The sequence below is a fragment of the Mycobacterium sp. PS03-16 genome (genome assembly GCF_004570325.1).
GTDB lineage: Bacteria > Actinomycetota > Actinomycetes > Mycobacteriales > Mycobacteriaceae > Mycobacterium.
The window spans coordinates 127,245-144,209 of sequence record NZ_SPQO01000011.1 but is presented as its reverse complement, the minus strand read 5'-3'; the positions used below and the strand labels follow the sequence as shown (position 1 = coordinate 144,209).

16 protein-coding genes are annotated in these 16,965 nt (G+C 70.6%); 7 read left to right on the top strand and 9 right to left on the bottom strand.

Annotation, left to right across the window (positions count from 1 at the left end; translation table 11 throughout):
* From E4P42_RS12305 to proB, 5 genes are all read left to right on the top strand, one after another.
* Positions 1–2,334: Rne/Rng family ribonuclease (locus tag E4P42_RS12305; protein WP_135126340.1), on the top strand; the 2,334-nt coding region annotated here is incomplete at its 5' end.
* Positions 2,335–2,502: 168 nt separating this feature from the next.
* Positions 2,503–2,814: a 50S ribosomal protein L21 gene (gene rplU, locus E4P42_RS12300; RefSeq protein ID WP_135126339.1), complete on the top strand. Its 312-nt coding sequence runs from the start codon at positions 2,503–2,505 to the stop codon at positions 2,812–2,814.
* Between the two features lie 44 nt (positions 2,815–2,858).
* The gene (rpmA, locus tag E4P42_RS12295; RefSeq protein ID WP_135126338.1) at positions 2,859–3,125 is read left to right on the top strand and encodes a 50S ribosomal protein L27; all 267 of its coding nucleotides are present in this window, start codon (positions 2,859–2,861) and stop codon (positions 3,123–3,125) included.
* A gap of 97 nt (positions 3,126–3,222) precedes the next feature.
* A complete protein-coding gene (gene obgE / locus E4P42_RS12290; protein WP_135126337.1) occupies positions 3,223–4,680 on the top strand; it encodes a GTPase ObgE in 1,458 nt (485 codons plus the stop codon).
* Positions 4,677–5,792, top strand: coding sequence for a glutamate 5-kinase (gene proB / locus E4P42_RS12285; RefSeq protein WP_135126336.1), 1,116 nt, complete (start codon positions 4,677–4,679; stop codon positions 5,790–5,792). Before obgE ends, proB begins: the two co-directional genes overlap by 4 nt.
* A gap of 9 nt (positions 5,793–5,801) precedes the next feature.
* On the opposite strand, the gene E4P42_RS12280 is transcribed toward proB, so the two are convergent.
* From E4P42_RS12280 to E4P42_RS12260, 5 genes are all read right to left on the bottom strand, one after another.
* Entirely contained in the window at positions 5,802–6,425 is a 624-nt protein-coding gene (locus E4P42_RS12280) for a hypothetical protein (protein WP_167759464.1), read from the bottom strand.
* Positions 6,426–6,433: 8 nt separating this feature from the next.
* Positions 6,434–7,270, bottom strand: coding sequence for an NAD-dependent protein deacetylase (locus E4P42_RS12275; protein WP_135126334.1), 837 nt, complete (start codon positions 7,268–7,270; stop codon positions 6,434–6,436).
* A gap of 76 nt (positions 7,271–7,346) precedes the next feature.
* Positions 7,347–7,826, bottom strand: a complete 480-nt coding sequence (locus tag E4P42_RS12270) for a hypothetical protein (protein WP_135126333.1) — start codon at positions 7,824–7,826, stop codon at positions 7,347–7,349.
* Entirely contained in the window at positions 7,823–10,255 is a 2,433-nt protein-coding gene (locus E4P42_RS12265) for a molybdopterin oxidoreductase family protein (RefSeq protein WP_135126332.1), read from the bottom strand. Before E4P42_RS12265 ends, E4P42_RS12270 begins: the two co-directional genes overlap by 4 nt.
* A 44-nt stretch (positions 10,256–10,299) precedes the next feature.
* The gene (locus E4P42_RS12260) at positions 10,300–10,839 is read right to left on the bottom strand and encodes a cysteine hydrolase family protein (protein WP_135126331.1); all 540 of its coding nucleotides are present in this window, start codon (positions 10,837–10,839) and stop codon (positions 10,300–10,302) included.
* Between the two features lie 43 nt (positions 10,840–10,882).
* On the opposite strand from E4P42_RS12260, the gene E4P42_RS12255 reads away from it, so the two are divergent.
* A complete protein-coding gene (locus E4P42_RS12255) occupies positions 10,883–12,925 on the top strand; it encodes an NAD(+) synthase (RefSeq protein ID WP_135126352.1) in 2,043 nt (680 codons plus the stop codon).
* Positions 12,926–12,933: 8 nt separating this feature from the next.
* Here E4P42_RS12255 and E4P42_RS12250 read toward each other — a convergent pair whose 3' ends face one another.
* From E4P42_RS12250 to E4P42_RS12235, 4 genes are read right to left on the bottom strand one after another with little or no spacing between them, the layout of a single operon-like run.
* A complete protein-coding gene (locus E4P42_RS12250) occupies positions 12,934–13,539 on the bottom strand; it encodes a cation transporter (RefSeq protein WP_135126330.1) in 606 nt (201 codons plus the stop codon).
* Complete coding sequence (locus E4P42_RS12245; protein WP_135126329.1) at positions 13,539–13,865, bottom strand: helix-turn-helix transcriptional regulator; 327 nt, start codon at positions 13,863–13,865, stop codon at positions 13,539–13,541. Before E4P42_RS12245 ends, E4P42_RS12250 begins: the two co-directional genes overlap by 1 nt.
* Positions 13,866–13,919: 54 nt before the next feature.
* Complete coding sequence (locus tag E4P42_RS12240; RefSeq protein ID WP_135126328.1) at positions 13,920–14,744, bottom strand: enoyl-CoA hydratase/isomerase family protein; 825 nt, start codon at positions 14,742–14,744, stop codon at positions 13,920–13,922.
* Positions 14,745–14,754: 10 nt separating this feature from the next.
* Positions 14,755–15,621 (bottom strand): ribokinase, encoded by an 867-nt coding sequence (locus E4P42_RS12235; RefSeq protein WP_135126327.1) that lies wholly within the window; start codon positions 15,619–15,621, stop codon positions 14,755–14,757.
* Positions 15,622–15,703: 82 nt separating this feature from the next.
* On the opposite strand from E4P42_RS12235, the gene E4P42_RS12230 reads away from it, so the two are divergent.
* Positions 15,704–16,951, top strand: a complete 1,248-nt coding sequence (locus E4P42_RS12230) for a glutamate-5-semialdehyde dehydrogenase (protein ID WP_135126326.1) — start codon at positions 15,704–15,706, stop codon at positions 16,949–16,951.
* The last annotated feature ends 14 nt before the right edge of the window (positions 16,952–16,965 follow it).

The following is a 16,965-nucleotide window of genomic DNA, read 5'->3' as shown; positions in this document are numbered from 1 at the left end:
GGCCGCGGCCGCGGCGAGCAGAGCGACGACAACGGTGACGCCGAGAACGACGACGCCGCACCCGACCGGGCCGACAGCGGTGATTCCGACGACGACACCGGCGACGATCAGGACGACGACAGCACCGACGAGGACACCGCGGGCGGTGACGGCACCTCACGCCGGCGGCGCCGCCGGCGGCGGCGCAAGTCCGGTTCGGGCGACGACTCCGACTCCGGCGCCGCACCCGACGACCCGCCCAACACCGTCGTCCACGAGCGCGCTCCCCGCGAGCGGGGCAAGTCCGGCGACAGCGACGACGGCGAGATCCAGGGCATCAGCGGCTCCACGCGGCTGGAAGCCAAACGCCAGCGCCGCCGCGACGGCCGCGACGCCGGACGGCGCCGCCCACCGATCCTGTCCGAGGCCGAATTCCTGGCCCGCCGCGAAGCGGTCGAACGGGTCATGGTGGTGCGCGACAAGGTCCGCAGCGAACCGCCGCACGAAGGCGCCCGGTACACGCAGATCGCGGTGCTCGAGGACGGGGTCGTGGTCGAACACTTCGTCACCTCGGCCGCCTCGGCGTCGCTGGTCGGCAACATCTACCTCGGCATCGTGCAGAACGTGCTGCCCTCGATGGAGGCGGCGTTCGTCGACATCGGCCGCGGCCGCAACGGCGTGCTCTACGCCGGTGAGGTCAACTGGGAGGCCGCAGGCCTGGGCGGGCAGAACCGCAAGATCGAGCAGGCCCTCAAACCGGGCGACTACGTCGTCGTGCAGGTCAGCAAGGACCCGGTCGGGCACAAGGGCGCCCGGCTGACCACGCAGGTCTCGCTGGCCGGCCGCTACCTCGTGTACGTGCCCGGTGCGTCGTCCACCGGGATCAGCCGCAAGCTGCCCGACACCGAACGCCAGCGGCTCAAGGAGATCCTGCGCGAGGTGGTGCCCGCCGACGCGGGCGTCATCATCCGCACCGCGTCGGAGGGCGTGAAGGAAGAGGACATCCGCTCCGACGTCGACCGGCTGCAGAAGCGCTGGTCGGAGATCGAGAGCAAGGCCGCCGAGATCACCGGGAAGAAGGCCGGCGCCGCCGTCGCGCTCTACGAGGAGCCCGACGTCCTGGTCAAGGTGATCCGCGACCTGTTCAACGAGGACTTCTCCCGGTTGATCGTCTCCGGTGACGACGCCTGGAACACCATCAACTCCTACGTGGAGTCGGTGGCGCCGGACCTGATGCCGCGGCTCAACAAGTACGAGCCGTCCGGCAACAACGGGCCGGACGTGTTCGCGGTGCACCGCATCGACGAGCAGATCGCCAAGGCGATGGACCGCAAGGTGTGGTTGCCGTCGGGCGGCACGCTGGTCATCGACCGCACCGAGGCCATGACGGTGATCGACGTCAACACCGGCAAGTTCACCGGATCGGGCGGCAACCTCGAGCAGACGGTGACCCGCAACAATCTCGAGGCGGCCGAGGAGATCGTGCGCCAGCTCCGGTTGCGCGACATCGGCGGCATCGTGGTCATCGACTTCATCGACATGGTGCTCGAGTCGAACCGCGACCTCGTGTTGCGCCGGCTGACCGAGGCGCTGGCCCGCGACCGCACCCGCCACCAGGTGTCGGAGGTGACCTCGCTCGGGCTGGTGCAGTTGACCCGTAAGCGGCTGGGCACCGGTCTGATCGAGGCGTTCTCGACGCCGTGCCCGCACTGCGCGGGACGCGGCATCATGCTGCACGGCGATCCGGTGGACAACGCGTCGTCGTCCAACGGGCGCAAATCCGACTCCGGCGGTGGAACCGGCGGAGGCGGCGGCCGGCGCAGCAAGCGCGGGAAGAAGGGCGGCGCCAAGACCGACGAGGCGCCCGCAGCACCCGTGATCAAGGTGCCCGCGCACCCCGCCGGTGAGCACCCGATGTTCAAGGCGATGGCCGCGGCCAACGGTCACGGTGACGAGGAGTCGGCCGACGACGAATCCGCGCCCGACGAGGACCGCGAGGACGTCACCGCCGAGAAGGTGCACGAGGTGGTCGGCGAGGAGTTGGAGAATGACGACTCCGACGACTATGAGGATGCCGACGAGGACGCCGACGAGGACACCGACGAGGACACCGACGACACCGACGAGGACGAGATCGACCTCGACAACGATGACGACGAGGACAACGACGACGACATCGAGGTGCTCGACGACGAGGACGCCGACGCTGACGCCACCGGAGACGCTGAGGCCGACGGCGAGGACGACAGCGATGACGAGGACGAGGACGTCATGGCCGAGGCGATCGTGGCCCCGGCACGCCGCCCGCGGCGCCGGGCCGCGGCCCGCCCCGCCGGCCCGCCGAGCATGGACTGACGCGGTTTGACCCTCTACCCGCTGCTCACGTACCCTAGAGCGGTTGTCGCCAGGCGTATGTCGGCGGCAGCGGGACCAGGTGGGCGATGAGTCCGAGCCCCGCACCCCAAGACCCGCGCACGCACCCTCGGGTAGCGCGCGCCCGCGATATGAAGAGGTAGACCAACGATGGCGAGCTACGCAATCGTCAAGACCGGCGGCAAGCAGTACAAGGTCGCGGTCGGTGACGTCGTGAAGGTCGAGAAGCTCGACGCCGATGCCGGCGCGTCCGTCTCGCTGCCCGTCACGCTGGTCGTCGACGGCGCCGACGTCACGACCAAGGCCGAGGACCTCGCCAAGGTCGCGGTCACCGGTGAGGTGCTCGAGCACACCAAGGGCCCGAAGATCCGGATCCACAAGTTCAAGAACAAGACCGGCTACCACAAGCGTCAGGGTCACCGTCAGCAGCTGACGGTCCTGAAGGTCACCGGCATCAAATGATGAGCCGTCAGGCGAAGAATCAAGCATCGAGCGGGAGTCGATAAATGGCACACAAGAAGGGCGCGTCCAGCTCGCGCAACGGTCGTGACTCCGCCGCCCAGCGGCTCGGCGTCAAGCGGTTCGGCGGTCAGGTCGTCAAGGCCGGCGAGATCATCGTCCGCCAGCGCGGCACCCATTTCCATCCCGGTGTGAACGTCGGCCGTGGTGGCGACGACACGCTGTTCGCGACCGCCGCCGGTGCGGTCGAGTTCGGCAGCCGCCGTGGCCGCAAGATGGTCAACATCGTCCCGGTCCCGCAGCCGGAGAACTGACACCCCGGGGACTTCCGTCGCGAATGTGAAGCTGTTGCGAGTTTCCCCCAGGGAGGATCGCAGCAGCTTCACAGTCGTTTGAGCCAAAGGGAGTCCGATGCCTCGCTTCGTCGACCGTGTGGTGATCCACGCGCGCGCGGGTAATGGCGGAAATGGGTGTGCCTCGGTGCACCGCGAGAAATTCAAACCGCTCGGCGGTCCCGACGGCGGCAACGGCGGCCGCGGCGGCAGCATCGTGCTGGTCGTCGATCCGCAGGTGCACACGCTGCTCGACTTCCATTTCCACCCCCACGTCGTCGCCCCGTCGGGGAAGCAGGGCGCGGGCAGCAATCGCGACGGTGCGGCCGGCGCCGACCTCGAGGTGAAGGTTCCCGACGGCACCGTCGTCCTCGACGAACAGGGCCGCGTGCTGGCCGATCTGGTCGGCGCGGGCACCCGCTTCGAAGCGGCCGCGGGCGGGCGCGGCGGACTGGGTAACGCCGCGCTGGCGTCGCGGGCCCGCAAGGCCCCGGGTTTCGCGCTCCTCGGCGAGAAGGGCGAGGCCCGCGACCTCACCCTCGAGCTCAAGACCGTCGCCGACGTCGGCCTGATCGGCTTCCCGTCTGCCGGCAAATCCTCCCTGGTGTCGACGATCTCGGCGGCCAAACCGAAGATCGCCGACTATCCGTTCACCACCCTGGTGCCCAACCTCGGCGTGGTGTCCGCCGGGGACCACACCTTCACCGTCGCCGACGTCCCCGGCCTGATCCCCGGCGCGTCGCAGGGCCGCGGACTCGGCCTGGAGTTCCTGCGCCACATCGAACGCTGCGCGGTGCTGGTGCACGTCGTCGACTGCGCCACCATGGAACCCGGCCGTGACCCCGTCTCCGACATCGAGGCGCTGGAAGCCGAACTCGCGGCGTACCGCCCCACCCTGCAGGGTGACACCACGCTCGGCGATCTCGCCGACCGCCCACGGGCGGTGGTGCTCAACAAGATCGACGTCCCCGACGCGCGCGAGCTGGCCGACTTCGTCCGCGAGGAGGTGGCGCAGCGGTTCGGCTGGCCGGTCTACGAAATCTCCACCGTCTCGCGGGATGGTCTGCGACCGTTGACGTTCGCGCTGTGGGAGATGGTGCGTACCTACCGGGAGGCCCAGCCGGCGATCGTGCCGCGCCGCCCCGTCATCCGGCCCATCCCGGTCGACGAGACCGGCTTCACCGTCGCGCCCGACGGGCAGGGCGGGTTCGTGGTGCGCGGCACCCGGCCCGAGCGGTGGATCGCCCAGACCGATTTCGACAACGACGAGGCCGTTGGCTACCTCGGTGACCGGTTGGCCCGCCTCGGCGTGGAGGATGAACTGCTGCGCCTGGGCGCGCGCCCGGGTTGCGCGGTGACCATCGGCGACATGACCTTCGACTGGGAGCCGCAGACACCCGCCGGGGTGGACATGCAGATGTCGGGACGCGGTACCGATGTGCGCCTCGAGCAGACCGACCGGGTCTCGGCCGCCGAACGCAAGGTCGCCCGCCGGGAACGGCGCCAGCCGGGCGGCGAGGAAGAAGGCGACGCGTGAGCAGCCGGCACCGCGAGGCCGTGCGCACCGCGCGCAGCGTCGTGGTCAAGATCGGCACCACCGCGTTGACCACTCCGGCGGGCGTGTTCGACGCCAACCGGTTGGCCACGCTGGTCGAGGCCATCGAGAAGCGGATGCGCGCCGGGTCGGATGTGGTGATCGTGTCCTCCGGCGCGATCGCGGCGGGGATCGAACCGCTGCGGCTGTCGAAGCGGCCGACCGACCTGGCGACCAAACAGGCCGCGGCCAGCGTGGGTCAGGTGGCGCTGATCAACTCGTGGAGCGCGGCGTTCGCCCGCTACGAGCGCACGGTCGGGCAGGTACTGCTGACCGCGCACGACATCTCGATGCGGGTGCAGCACACCAACGCTCAGCGCACCCTGGACCGGTTGCGGGCGCTGCACGCGGTCGCGATCGTCAACGAGAACGACACCGTGGCCACCAACGAGATCCGGTTCGGCGACAACGACCGGCTCTCGGCGCTGGTGGCCCACCTCGTCGGCGCCGACGCGCTGATCCTGCTGTCCGACATCGACGGGCTCTACGACGGCGATCCCCGCAAGGCGACCGAGGACGATCCGGCGCGGTTCATCCCCGAGGTGTCCGGCCCGGCCGACCTGGACGGTGTGATCGCCGGGCGCGGCAGCCATCTCGGCACCGGCGGGATGGCGTCCAAGCTGTCCTCAGCGCTGCTGGCGGCCGACGCCGGGGTGCCGGTGCTGTTGGCGGCGGCCGCCGATGCGGCGACCGCGCTGGCCGACGCCTCGGTGGGCACGGTGTTCGCGCCGCGCGCCGAACGCATGTCCGCGCGGCGGTTCTGGGTGCGCTACGCCGCGGAATCGACCGGCGCCCTGACGTTGGATGACGGGGCGGTGAAAGCCGTTGTCGGGCATCGTCGCTCACTGTTGCCCGCGGGTATCACCGGGCTGTCGGGGCGGTTCTACGGCGGTGACGTGGTCGAGTTGCGCGCTCAGGACGCCAGCATGGTGGCGCGCGGGGTGGTGGCCTACGACGCCGCCGAGCTGGCCACGATGATCGGCCGCTCCACCTCCGAGCTGCCCGCCGAGATGCGCCGTCCGGCGGTGCACGCCGACGACCTGGTGGCCGTCTGAGTCACGGCGTCAGGCGGCGCGTTCGCGTACCCAGCTGACCAGTTCGGTGATGCGCTGCGCGCGGCGGCGGGCCGCGTCGACCGCATCGTCGTCGGCGGGGCGGACCGGGACTCCGTTCGCCTCGGCCGTCGCCGTCAGCGCGTCGCGCACGGCCCGGTCGGCGAGCAGCAGCGCCGCCAGCACGCCGGGGGACAGGGTGCGCTCCCGCAGCACGCCGCGGTAGGTGACCTCGGCGGGGATGCGCACCTCGAAGGCGCCGGGCACCACGGTGCCCGCGGTGGCGACGACCACGGTCAGCGCGGCCTGCGCCGCCAGGCCGACCACGGCGCCGCGGAACGGGAACCACGGCAGCGGCAGCCGGCCGACCTGCTTGTCCAGCGCACCCGACAGCAGATAGCCGAGGAGCCGGTGGGTTTCGACGGCGGTGACGTCGGACCAGTCGGCGGCGTCACCGTCGATCTCGATGTCCTCGGCGCTGATCGCCAGGCCGCCGAACGTGTTGAGCAAGCGCACCAGGTCGCGCAGCGGTTCGGGGACCGGGGCCAGCCGGGCCAGCGTGTCACCGACACCGACCGCCCATCGTCCGGTCACCGGCCCGGGGGCGGGTCTGAACTGATCGAGGAGTGTGAGCACCACGCCATCTAAACCGAACTCGCCAGCGCGGGCAGCTCGTCGGCCAACAGCGCCAGCATGGGTGAGCAGCCGTTGTCGAGTTTCACGGTCGCCAGATCGTCGCCGCGGGTGGGTCCGCGGTTGATGATCGCGACCGGCATCTGGTGGGCCACGGCGTGGCGGACGAATCGGTAGCCGGAGAACACGGTCAACGAGGATCCGGCGACGAGCAGCACGTCGGCGTCGTCGACCAGCGCGTACGCCCGCTCGACCCGCTCTTTGGGCACGCTCTCGCCGAAGTAGACGATGTCGGGTTTGAGCATGCCGCCACACACCGGGCAGTCGACGATGCGAAAGCGGTCGGTGTCGTCGATCATCGCGTCGGCGTCGGGGGCCACCGCGATGCCGCCGACGGCCTCCGCGCGCTCCAGGAAGCCGGGATTGGCGGCCTCCAGCAGGTCGGCGAGCCTGGCGCGCGACATGGTGTGCCCGCAATCGAGGCAGAGCACCTGAGCGTAGGTGCCGTGCAGATCGATCACGTGCCGGCTGCCGGCCTTGGTGTGCAGCAGGTCCACGTTCTGGGTGATCAACCCGCTGACCACACCGGTGCGCTCCAGCGCGGCCAGTGCGCGATGGCCCGCGTTGGGCAGGGTGGCGGCCATGTGCCGCCAGCCGACGTGGTTGCGCGCCCAATACCGGCGGCGGTAGGCCGGGTCGGAGGTGAACTGCCGGATGGTCATGGGATTGCTCGGCGGCGAATCGGGCCCCCGGTAGTCGGGGATGCCGGAGTCGGTCGACATGCCTGCGCCGGTGAGCACGGCGACGCGGCGGCCCGCCAGCAGACCGACCAGTTCAGGGGATTCCACCCTGTCCAGACTACGTCCGCGCGAAGAGTCGACCGGCGGTCACGCGTTGTCGAGCCGGCGCGTCAGCCGACCGCCGTCAATTCGCCAGGGCCTGCGGCGAGAGTTCCTTGAGCATGGCATTGGCCCAGCGCATCTGGCGCAGCGACTGGGGATGGCACCGCTGGGTGAGTTCGAGCAGCCGTTGGTCCTTGGCGGCCTGGGCGCCCTGGGCGAGCAGTTCCCAGTCCAGTGACACGCCGGCGGCCTCGCGGTGCAGCCGGCGCAGGTCGGCGAGCAGCAGCAGCGCGGGCTCCGGGCGGCGGCCCATCCGGTCGGCCAGCCACTCCTGTGCTGACTCGGCGAGTGCGGCCGTGCGCGGATGTTCCCGCATCCGGGTCCCGTACCGGGGGCCGGTCTCGGCGATCAGCGCGACGTGTTCGCGTGACCAGCCGGCGAGGTCGACCGCCACGTGATGGATGCCGTGGTCGGTGTGGTGACGCGCGGCGATCGCATCGAGGCTGCGCGCCAGCCGCAGTTCCGAGCGGTGCAGTTCGCGCAGGGCCATGGCGAGTTTCACGGCAGCTCCTCGTCGGCTTCGGCGCCCGCTCCGCCGGCGGTGGGCGCGACCCGGTCGCCGACCGGTGCCGACCCGGTGGTGGTGGGTGCCGGTGCGGGCGACGTGCCGGCGTGCAGCCGGCGCACCCGGGCGGCGGCAGTCTTGAAGATCGGCTGCTTGGACACCGGATCCCAATCGGTGAGCGTGAGTTCGTTGGCCGCGCGATGGTGCCCGTCGGGGAGATCGGAGTCCCAGTAGCCGTAGTGAAAGGGCACGAACAGCACGCCGTCGCGGATGCCGCTGATCCGGCACGGGGCGATGACGCAGCCACGCGGCGTGGTGACCTCGACGACGTCGCCTTCGGCGATGCCCTCCCGGCGCGCGTCGGCCGCCGAGAGCTCCACCCACGGTTCGGGCGCGGCGCGGCGCAGCTGCGGTGCCCGTGCGGTCTTGGTGCGGGTGTGGAACTGGTAGAGCGTGCGGCCGGTGATGAGCGCGTACGGATGGTCGGGCCCGGGCGGTTCGTGCGGCTCGACGTACTCGGCGGCCTTGATGATGCCTCTGCCGTCGGGGTTCATCGCCCGGTACTCGGTGGGTTCCAGCGGTGCGCCGGTGATCAGATCCTTGCCGTAGGCCTCGCAGTAGTCGGGGTGGGCCCAGAACCTCCCGTCGGCGTAGAGCCGTTCGGTGCCGTCGGGATTGTCTGCGTTGCACGGCCATTGGATGCCGCCGCTACCCCTGCCCCGCAACAGCTCATAGCTCAGGCCGGTGTAGTCGCACGGCCGCCCGGCGCTGCACTTCTTCCACGCCTCGAACGCCGATTCGGGGTCGGTCCAGGCCGGCAGCGGGTTGCCGTCCTTGTCGCGGAAGTCCATGCGGCGGGCGTAGTCGAGGAAGATGTCGAGGTCGGCCCTGGCCTGTCCCGGGGGATCGATCGCCCGTTCGGACAGGTGCACGGTGCGGTCGGCGTTGGTGAAGGTGCCGGTCTTCTCACCCCATCCCGCGGCGGGCAACACCACGTCGGCCAGTTCGGCGGTCTCGGTGCAGAACATGTCCTGCACCACCACGAACAGTCGTTCGTCGGCGAGGATGCGGCGGATGCGGGCCAGTTCGGGCAGGGACACCGCGGGGTTGGTCGCGCTGATCCACAGCAACCGCAGCGTGCCCTGCTCGGCGTAGCGGAACATCTGCATGGCATGGGTGGGCGGGGCGTAGTGCGGGATCTGGTTCATCTCGATGTTCCAGACGCGCGCGAGGTCTTCGATGTGAGAGTCGTTGGACCAGTTGCGGAATGCGGCCAGGTCGCCGTCGGCGCCGCACTCGCGGGTGTTCTCCGCGGTCGGCTGGCCGTTCATCTGCAGCACCCCGCAGCCCGGCCGGCCCAGCATGCCGCGCACCAGGTGGACGTTGTTGACCTGCACCGCGGCCGCCGTGGCCTGGTGGGACTGGTAGAAGCCCTGCAGCACCGTGGACAGCAGCGCGGTCGCGGTGCCGATCAGCCGCGCCGCCTCCCGCAGGTCCGCGGCGGGCACCCGGCAGATCTCGGCGACGCGCTCCGGCGGGAACTCCGCCACCCGTTTGCGCAACTCGGCGAAGCCCACGGTGTGCGCCTCGATGTAGTCGTGGTCCACCCAGTCGTTGCGGACGATCTCGTGCAGCAGACCGTTCATCAGCGCGACGTTCGTGCCGGGCAGCGGCGCGAGGTGGACGGTGGCGCGGCGGGCGACCGGGGTCATCCTCGGATCGATGCACACCAGCTTCGGCGGATCGGCGCCTTCGAGGCGGTCGAGCATCCGCATCCACAGCACGGTCTGTGTCTCGGCGACGTTGTGGCCGTACAGCGCGATCACATCGGCGTGGTCGACGTCGGTGTAGGAGCCGGGCTGGCCGTCACAGCCGAACGACTCCTTGAGGGCTTCGGCCGCGGTCGCCGTGCACAGCCGGGTGTTGCCGTCGACGTGATTGGTCCCGATGGCGCCGTGGGCGATGACCCCCTGGGTGTAGTACTCCTCGAGGAACAGCTGACCGGAGGCGTAGAAGCCGATCGAACTCGGCCCCAGGGTATCGAGAAGCTGCCGGCTGCGCTGCACGATCCGGTCCATCGCGGTGTCCCAGTCGGTTTCGACGAGTTCACCGTCCATCCGGATCAGCGGGACGGTCAGCCGATCCGGCGAGTGGTTGGCCTGCCAGCCGAACAGATCCTTCGGGTCCACCCGGCCGTGGTTGACGCGGTCGTGGGCGCGCCCCCGGACGCCGACGATGCGCCCGCCGGTGACGCCGATGTCGATGCCGTCGCCGTTGGAGTGCAGCACCGACGCGGACTGCACCCAGTGGACGGAGCCGGAATCCACGCCGTCGGCGAGGTAGGAGTCGACGCGGGTGGGCCAATTCTGGCCACGGCCGTAGGGCGTGCGGGAACCCCACGGCGCGGCAATGCGATCCATCGCCATGGCGAGCGGCTACCCGGGTGGTGCGGTGGCAAACGTCGGCGCGGCTACCGCAGGCAGTCCGCCGCCGGGATCACCTCGGCGCTCATGTTCTCCTCCATCATCCGCAGCGCCGCCTCGCCGAGGCCGGGGTCGATGTGGGCGACCGCGTCGCGGGGGATGACCACCGGGAAGTGCCGCACGTAGGCGTCCAGCGCGGTGTAGAGGATGCACTGTTCGGTGACCTGACCGGTCAGCACCACCCGCTCCGGCTGCAGCTGGGTGAGCAGGTAGGCCAGTGACGTCGCGTAGAAGGCGCTGTGGCGCACCTTGGTCATCACCCGGCAGCCCTGTTCGGGGACGATCGGTTTGACCAGGTCGGGCCGCGCGCCCTCCAGTGCCGAGCGCACGATGTCGCTGAACTCCGCGCTGAAGTCACCGTAGTTGTCGTTCACGTAGACGAGGTCCACGTCGTCGCGGCCCCGCGCCTCGCGGACCAGCCCGGCGAGGGGATCGATGATCTCGGCGACGTGAGGCGTCAACTTCTCGGCATCTTCGTGTTCGTAGGTGTTCATCATGTCGATGACGAGGACCGCGGTCTTACTCATGGCCCAGGCATACCCCGAACCGATTGCGGGCAACAATGTGGGCATGGACTTCTACTCGGCCTACCGGCACGGCTTCGTGCGCATCGCCGCGTGCACCCACCACACCGAGCTCGCCGACCCCCGTGGCAACGCCGACACGGTGCTGCGGATCGCGCGGGAATGCCACGAGGACGGCGTCGGCCTCGCGGTGTTCCCCGAGTTGACGCTGACCGGCTACTCGATCGAGGACATCGTGCTGCAGGACGCGCTGCTCGAGGCCGTCGAGGAGGCGCTGCAGATCCTCGTCGCCGGATCGGCGGAGCTGCTGCCGGTGCTCGTGGTGGGCGCACCGCTGCGCTACCGCAACCGGGTGTACAACACCGCGGTGGTGATCCACCGCGGGCGGGTGCTCGGCGTGGTGCCGAAGTCCTACATCCCGAACTACCGCGAATTCTACGAGAAGCGCCAGCTCGCCCCGGGTGACGAGGAGCGCGGGGAGATCCGCCTCGGCGGCGAGGAGGTGCCGTTCGGCCCGGATCTGCTCTTCGCCGCCGAAGACGTGCCCGGATTCGTGCTGCACGTCGAGATCTGCGAGGACATGTGGGTTCCGGTGCCGCCGAGCGCGGAGGCCGCGCTGGCCGGGGCCACCGTGCTGGCCAACCTGTCGGGCAGCCCGATCACGATCGGGCGCGCGGAGGACCGCTGCCTGATGGCGCGGTCGGCGTCGTCGCGGTGTCTGGCCGCCTATGTGTACGCCGCGGCGGGGGAGGGCGAGTCGACGACCGACCTCGCCTGGGACGGCCAGACCATGATCTGGGAGAACGGGGCGTGCCTCGCGCAGTCCGAACGCTTCCCGAAGGGGGAGCGGCGGTCGACGGCCGATGTGGACGTGGAGCTGCTGCGCAACGAGCGGGTCCGGATGGGCACTTTCGACGACAATCGCCGCCACCACCTGATCGACGAGGATTCGTTCCGGCGGGTGGAGTTTCGGCTCGACCCGCCGGCCGGCGACATCGGATTCCTGCGGGAGGTGGAGCGCTTCCCGTTCGTGCCCGCCGATGAGGCCCGGCTGGAACAGGACTGCTACGAGGCCTACAACATCCAGGTGGCCGGGCTCGAGCAGCGGCTGCGTGCGCTGGACTTCCCGAAGATCGTGCTGGGTCTGTCCGGCGGGCTGGACTCGACGCACGCGCTGATCGTCGCCGCCCGGGCGATGGACCGCGAGCAGCGCCCGCGCAGCGACATCCTCGCGTTCACGCTGCCCGGCTTCGCCACCGGCGAGCGCACCAAGAACAACGCCACCCGCCTCGCCGAGGCGCTCGGCGTGACGTTCGAGACCATCGACATCAAGTCGACGGCCGAGTTGATGCTCAAGGAGATGGACCACCCGTTCTCGCGCGGCGAGAAGGTCTATGACGTCACGTTCGAGAACGTGCAGGCGGGCTTGCGCACCGACTACCTGTTCCGGCTGGCCAATCAGCGCCGCGGGATCGTGCTGGGTACCGGTGACCTGTCCGAGCTCGCACTGGGCTGGTCGACCTACGGCGTGGGCGATCAGATGTCGCACTACAACGTCAACGGTGGCGTGCCGAAAACGCTGATCCAGCACCTGATCCGGTGGGTGATCTCCTCGAAGCAGTTCGACGATGCGGTCAACGAGGTGCTGCAGTCGGTACTCGACACCGAGATCAGCCCCGAACTCGTCCCGGCCGGCGAGGACGAGGAGATCCAGAGCAGCGAGGGCAAGGTCGGACCCTATGTGCTACAGGACTTCTCGCTGTTCCAGGTGCTGCGCTACGGGTTCCGGCCGTCGAAGGTGGCGTTCCTGGCGTGGCATGCGTGGAGCGACCCGCAGCGCGGCGACTGGCCCGTCGGCCTCCCGGACGCCAAACGCCCGGCCTACTCACTCAAGGAGATCCGCCACTGGCTGCAGGTCTTCGCGCAGCGGTTCTACTCGTTCAGCCAGTTCAAGCGCTCCGCGCTGCCCAACGGCCCGAAGGTCTCCGCCGGCGGGTCGCTGTCTCCGCGCGGCGACTGGCGGGCGCCGTCGGACATGTCGGCGCGGGTCTGGCTGGACGAGATCGAACGGTGCGTGCCCGAGGACTGACCCGCGGGTCAGCAGCAGGTGTCCCCGCGCCAGGCATTCATGCCCTCGCGTACCGCGATCGCGGCGATGCCCAGCGCGGCGACGGGGTCGGCCCAGGACCAACCCAGCACGCTGTTGAGCAGCAACCCGATCAGCAGCACCGCGGACAGGTAGGTGCACAGCAGCGTCTGCTTGGAATCGGCCACCGCCGACAGCGACCCGAGTTCGCGGCCCGTGCGGCGCTGCGCCAGCGACAGGACCGGCATGATGACCAGGCTGGCCGCGGCGACGACGATGCCGAGCAGTGTGGGTTCGGCCTCCCGCACGCCGGCCAGGGCCAGCGCGGCGTCGACGGTGACGTAGGCGGCCAGTGCGAAGAACGAGAACGCGATGAACCGCAGCGCGGCCTTCTCCCGCGTCTCGGGGTCCTTGGCGGCGAACTGCCAGGCCACCGCGGCCGCCGAGGACACCTCGATCACCGAGTCCAGGCCGAATCCGATCAGCGCCGACGACGACACCCGCACGCCCTCGGCCAGCGCGACGATCGCCTCGATCACGTTGTAGGTGATGGTGGCCGCCACCAACAGCCGGACCCGGCGGGTCAGCACGGCGCGGCGTTCGGTGGTGACGGTCATCAGCAGCCCCGCCCCTCGTCGGTGGGGCAGCAGGCCGGGTCGACGGCGAGCACCAGGCCGAGCAGGTCGCCGAGCGCGTGCGCGATGCGCTGGTCGGCCAGCTCGTAGCGGCTGCGGCGGCCCTCGGGGCAGGCCACCACCAGCCCGCAGCCGCGCAGGCAGGCCAGATGGTTGGACAGGATCTGCCGGGACACCCCGATGCGCTCAGCCAGTTCGGAGGGATAGCCGGGTCCCTCGCGCAGGATCAGCAGGATCTCCGCGCGGGTGGCGTCGGACAGCGCAAATCCGAAGCGGGAGAGCGCGTCGCGGTGGAGGACCGTCTGCATGACGAAAACGGTACATCAGCGGCTGTATTCAGCCAAACGTGAACAGAAGGTCGGTCAGAGGCGGCCGTCGAGGCGAAGGTCCAGGTGCACCCAGTCCGGGGAGCGGCGCTCCTTGAACGCCAGGAACCCCTCCACCGACTCCGGCGCGCCGAGGCTGGACTGCATGTCGATGCGGTCGTAGAGCCCGATGTAGGCGTCGAGGCTGGACTTGATCGCGGCGCGGGCCTTCGGTGCCGTACGGCAGCAGCGGGCGAGCACGTCGCGTGCGGCGCCGGATAGTTCGTCGTGCGGGTCCACCCGCGCGACCATGCCCCAGTCGAGCGCCTCGGCGGCGGACAGGGTGCGGCCGGTGAACATCAGGTCGCGGGTGCGCACCGGGCCGATCAGGCGGGCCAGCATGTGGCTGTAGTAGGTGTCGGCGATCCCGCGGTAGAGCTCGGGCACCCGGAAGGTCGCGCGGTCGCTGACCACTGCCATGTCGGCGCACAGTGCGATCTGCAGGCCGCCGCCCTGGCACAGCCCGTTGACCGCCGCGACCACCGGTTTCGCCGACTGGCGCAGGGTGTCGAACGGCAGGGCGTCCATCCCGAGCGCGGATCCGAACGTCAGCCAGTTGTCCGCACCGCCGCCGCCCATGTCGCCGCCCGGCGCGAAGACATCCCCGGTCCCGGTGATCAGGAGGCCGGCCAGGTCGGGATCGCCGTCGACGTGACGCACCGCGTACTTGATGCCGAAGTACATCGCGGGCGTCATCGCGTTCCGCGCCTCCGGCCGGTCCAGCGTGCACACCCCGAACGGGCCCTCCCGGGTGAATCGCAGATAGGGGGTGCCCAGCCAGTCGCCCTCGGGTGGCCGCGGCGCCTGCGCCGGCTCGGTCATCGCGGTCTCCTCATCGTCTGTCGGCCATCGCGTCGTCGACCGCCTCGGCGGTGGGGGCGCAGTCCCCGGCGCCCGGCACCAGCGTCGCCAGCGCGCCCGCGGTGGCGGCCCGGCGCAGCGCCTCCTCGTGGCCACCGGTCCAGTGCGCGGCCAGTACCCCGGCGAACACGTCCCCGGCGCCGGTGCTGTCGATCGCTTCGACGGCCGGGGCGGGTACGTCGAAACGTTCGTCCTCACCGAGGTAACTCGCGCCGCGCGCACCGCGGGTGATCACCAGGTGCCTTACCGGCCAATGCCATTCACCGGCCTCGGCTTCGTTGACCACCACCACGTCGGCGGTCTCGGACAATGCCAGCAGATCGTGCGGCGGGGCGCCCGCCGGTGAGGCGTTGAGCATCACCAGCGCACCGGCCGCCCGGGCGACCCGGGCGGCGGTGATCGCGGTCTCCATCGGGATCTCCAGCTGCAGCAGCACCACCTCGGCGGCGGTGATCACCGCGCGCACGGCGGCCGGAGCCACGCTCAGGTGGGCGTTCGCCCCGGGCGCGACGACGATCGCGTTCTCGGCCGCCGCGTCGACGATGACCACCGCCGATCCGCTCGGGCCGGGCACCGTCACGACGCCGTCGAGTCCGACGCCGTTGCCGGTCAGGTGGGCGCGCAACCGGCCGGCGGCGTCGTCGTCGCCGAGCGCGGCGACCAGGTGGACGTCCGCACCCGCGCGGGCCGCCGCGACGGCCTGGTTGCCGCCCTTGCCGCCCGGGCTGGAGTCCATCGAGGAGGCGAGCACGGTCTGGCCGGGGCGGGGCAGCGAGGCGACGGAGAACCGCAGGTCAGCGTTGACACTGCCCACCACGCAGACCCGCGTCGCCGCCATGCGGCCAACGCTAGACGAGTGATCACCGCGCCGGGGGCTGACACGCGTCGAGTGCCGACGGCTGCTTCGATACCCTGGTCGGATGAGTGTGCACGCTCCCGCGGCCCCCGACCTGCGCGCCGAGGTCCACGACGCCGCCCGGCGGGCCCGCGCCGCGTCCCGCACGCTGGCCACCCTGTCCACCGAGGTGAAGAACCGCGCGTTACGCGCCGCGGCCGACCGCGTCCTGATGGACGCCCACCTCATCATCGCGGCCAACGAACGCGACCTCGAGACGGCGAAGGCCGCCGGCACCCCGGCGGCGATGCTCGATCGGCTGGCGCTGAACCCGCAGCGCATCGACGGTGTCGCGGCCGGCCTGCGCCAGGTGGCCGGCCTGCCCGATCCGGTCGGTGAGGTTTTGCGCGGCAGCACGCTGGTCAACGGGCTGCAGCTACGTCAGCAGCGGGTCCCGCTCGGCGTGGTCGGCATCGTCTACGAGGGCAGGCCCAACGTCACCGTCGACGCCTTCGGGCTGACGCTGAAATCCGGCAACGCGGTCCTGCTGCGCGGGAGCTCGTCGGCGGCCCAGTCCAACGCGGCGTTGGTCGACTCGCTGCGCGCCGCGCTGGTCACCGAGGGGCTCGAAGCCGACGCGGTGCAGCTGCTGCCCAGCCACGACCGGGCCAGCGTCACCCACCTGATCCAGGCGCGCGGTCTGGTCGACGTGGTGATCCCGCGCGGCGGGGCCGGGCTGATCGACGCCGTGGTGCGCGACGCCCAGGTGCCCACCATCGAGACCGGCGTCGGCAACTGCCACGTCTACGTGCACGCCGCCGCCGACCTCGACATGGCGGAGAAGATTTTGCTCAACGCCAAGACGCGGCGGCCCAGCGTGTGCAACGCCGCCGAGTCGGTGCTGATCGACGCGGCGATCGCCGAGCACGCGGTGCCGCGGCTGACCCGGGCGCTCACCGACGCCGGGGTGACCGTGCACGCCGACCCGACCGAGGACGAGCTGCGGGCCGAATTCCTGTCCATGGACATCGCGCTGGCCGTGGTCGATGGTGTCGACGCCGCGATCGCCCATGTCAACGAGTACGGCTCGGGGCACACCGAAGCGATCGTCACCACCGATCTGGCTGCGGCACAGCGGTTCACCGAGCGGGTGGATGCGGCCGCGGTGATGGTCAACGCGTCGACGGCGTTCACCGACGGTGAGCAGTTCGGCTTCGGCGCCGAGATCGGGATCTCCACCCAGAAACTGCACGCCCGTGGGCCGATGGGCTTGCCGGAACTGACCTCGACCAAGTGGATTGTGTGGGGAGACGGCCACACCCGCCCTGCCTAGACCGGAGAAACGAT

Coding starts and splice junctions, on each gene's coding strand:
- rplU (WP_135126339.1), top strand. CDS start 2,503: ATGGCGAGCTACGCAATCGTCAAGACCGGCGGCAAGCAGTACAAGGTC.
- rpmA (WP_135126338.1), top strand. CDS start 2,859: ATGGCACACAAGAAGGGCGCGTCCAGCTCGCGCAACGGTCGTGACTCC.
- obgE (WP_135126337.1), top strand. CDS start 3,223: ATGCCTCGCTTCGTCGACCGTGTGGTGATCCACGCGCGCGCGGGTAAT.
- E4P42_RS12265 (WP_135126332.1), bottom strand. CDS start 10,255: ATGGCGATGGATCGCATTGCCGCGCCGTGGGGTTCCCGCACGCCCTAC.
- E4P42_RS12260 (WP_135126331.1), bottom strand. CDS start 10,839: ATGAGTAAGACCGCGGTCCTCGTCATCGACATGATGAACACCTACGAA.
- E4P42_RS12255 (WP_135126352.1), top strand. CDS start 10,883: ATGGACTTCTACTCGGCCTACCGGCACGGCTTCGTGCGCATCGCCGCG.
- E4P42_RS12250 (WP_135126330.1), bottom strand. CDS start 13,539: ATGACCGTCACCACCGAACGCCGCGCCGTGCTGACCCGCCGGGTCCGG.
- E4P42_RS12245 (WP_135126329.1), bottom strand. CDS start 13,865: ATGCAGACGGTCCTCCACCGCGACGCGCTCTCCCGCTTCGGATTTGCG.
- E4P42_RS12240 (WP_135126328.1), bottom strand. CDS start 14,744: ATGACCGAGCCGGCGCAGGCGCCGCGGCCACCCGAGGGCGACTGGCTG.
- E4P42_RS12235 (WP_135126327.1), bottom strand. CDS start 15,621: ATGGCGGCGACGCGGGTCTGCGTGGTGGGCAGTGTCAACGCTGACCTG.
- E4P42_RS12230 (WP_135126326.1), top strand. CDS start 15,704: ATGAGTGTGCACGCTCCCGCGGCCCCCGACCTGCGCGCCGAGGTCCAC.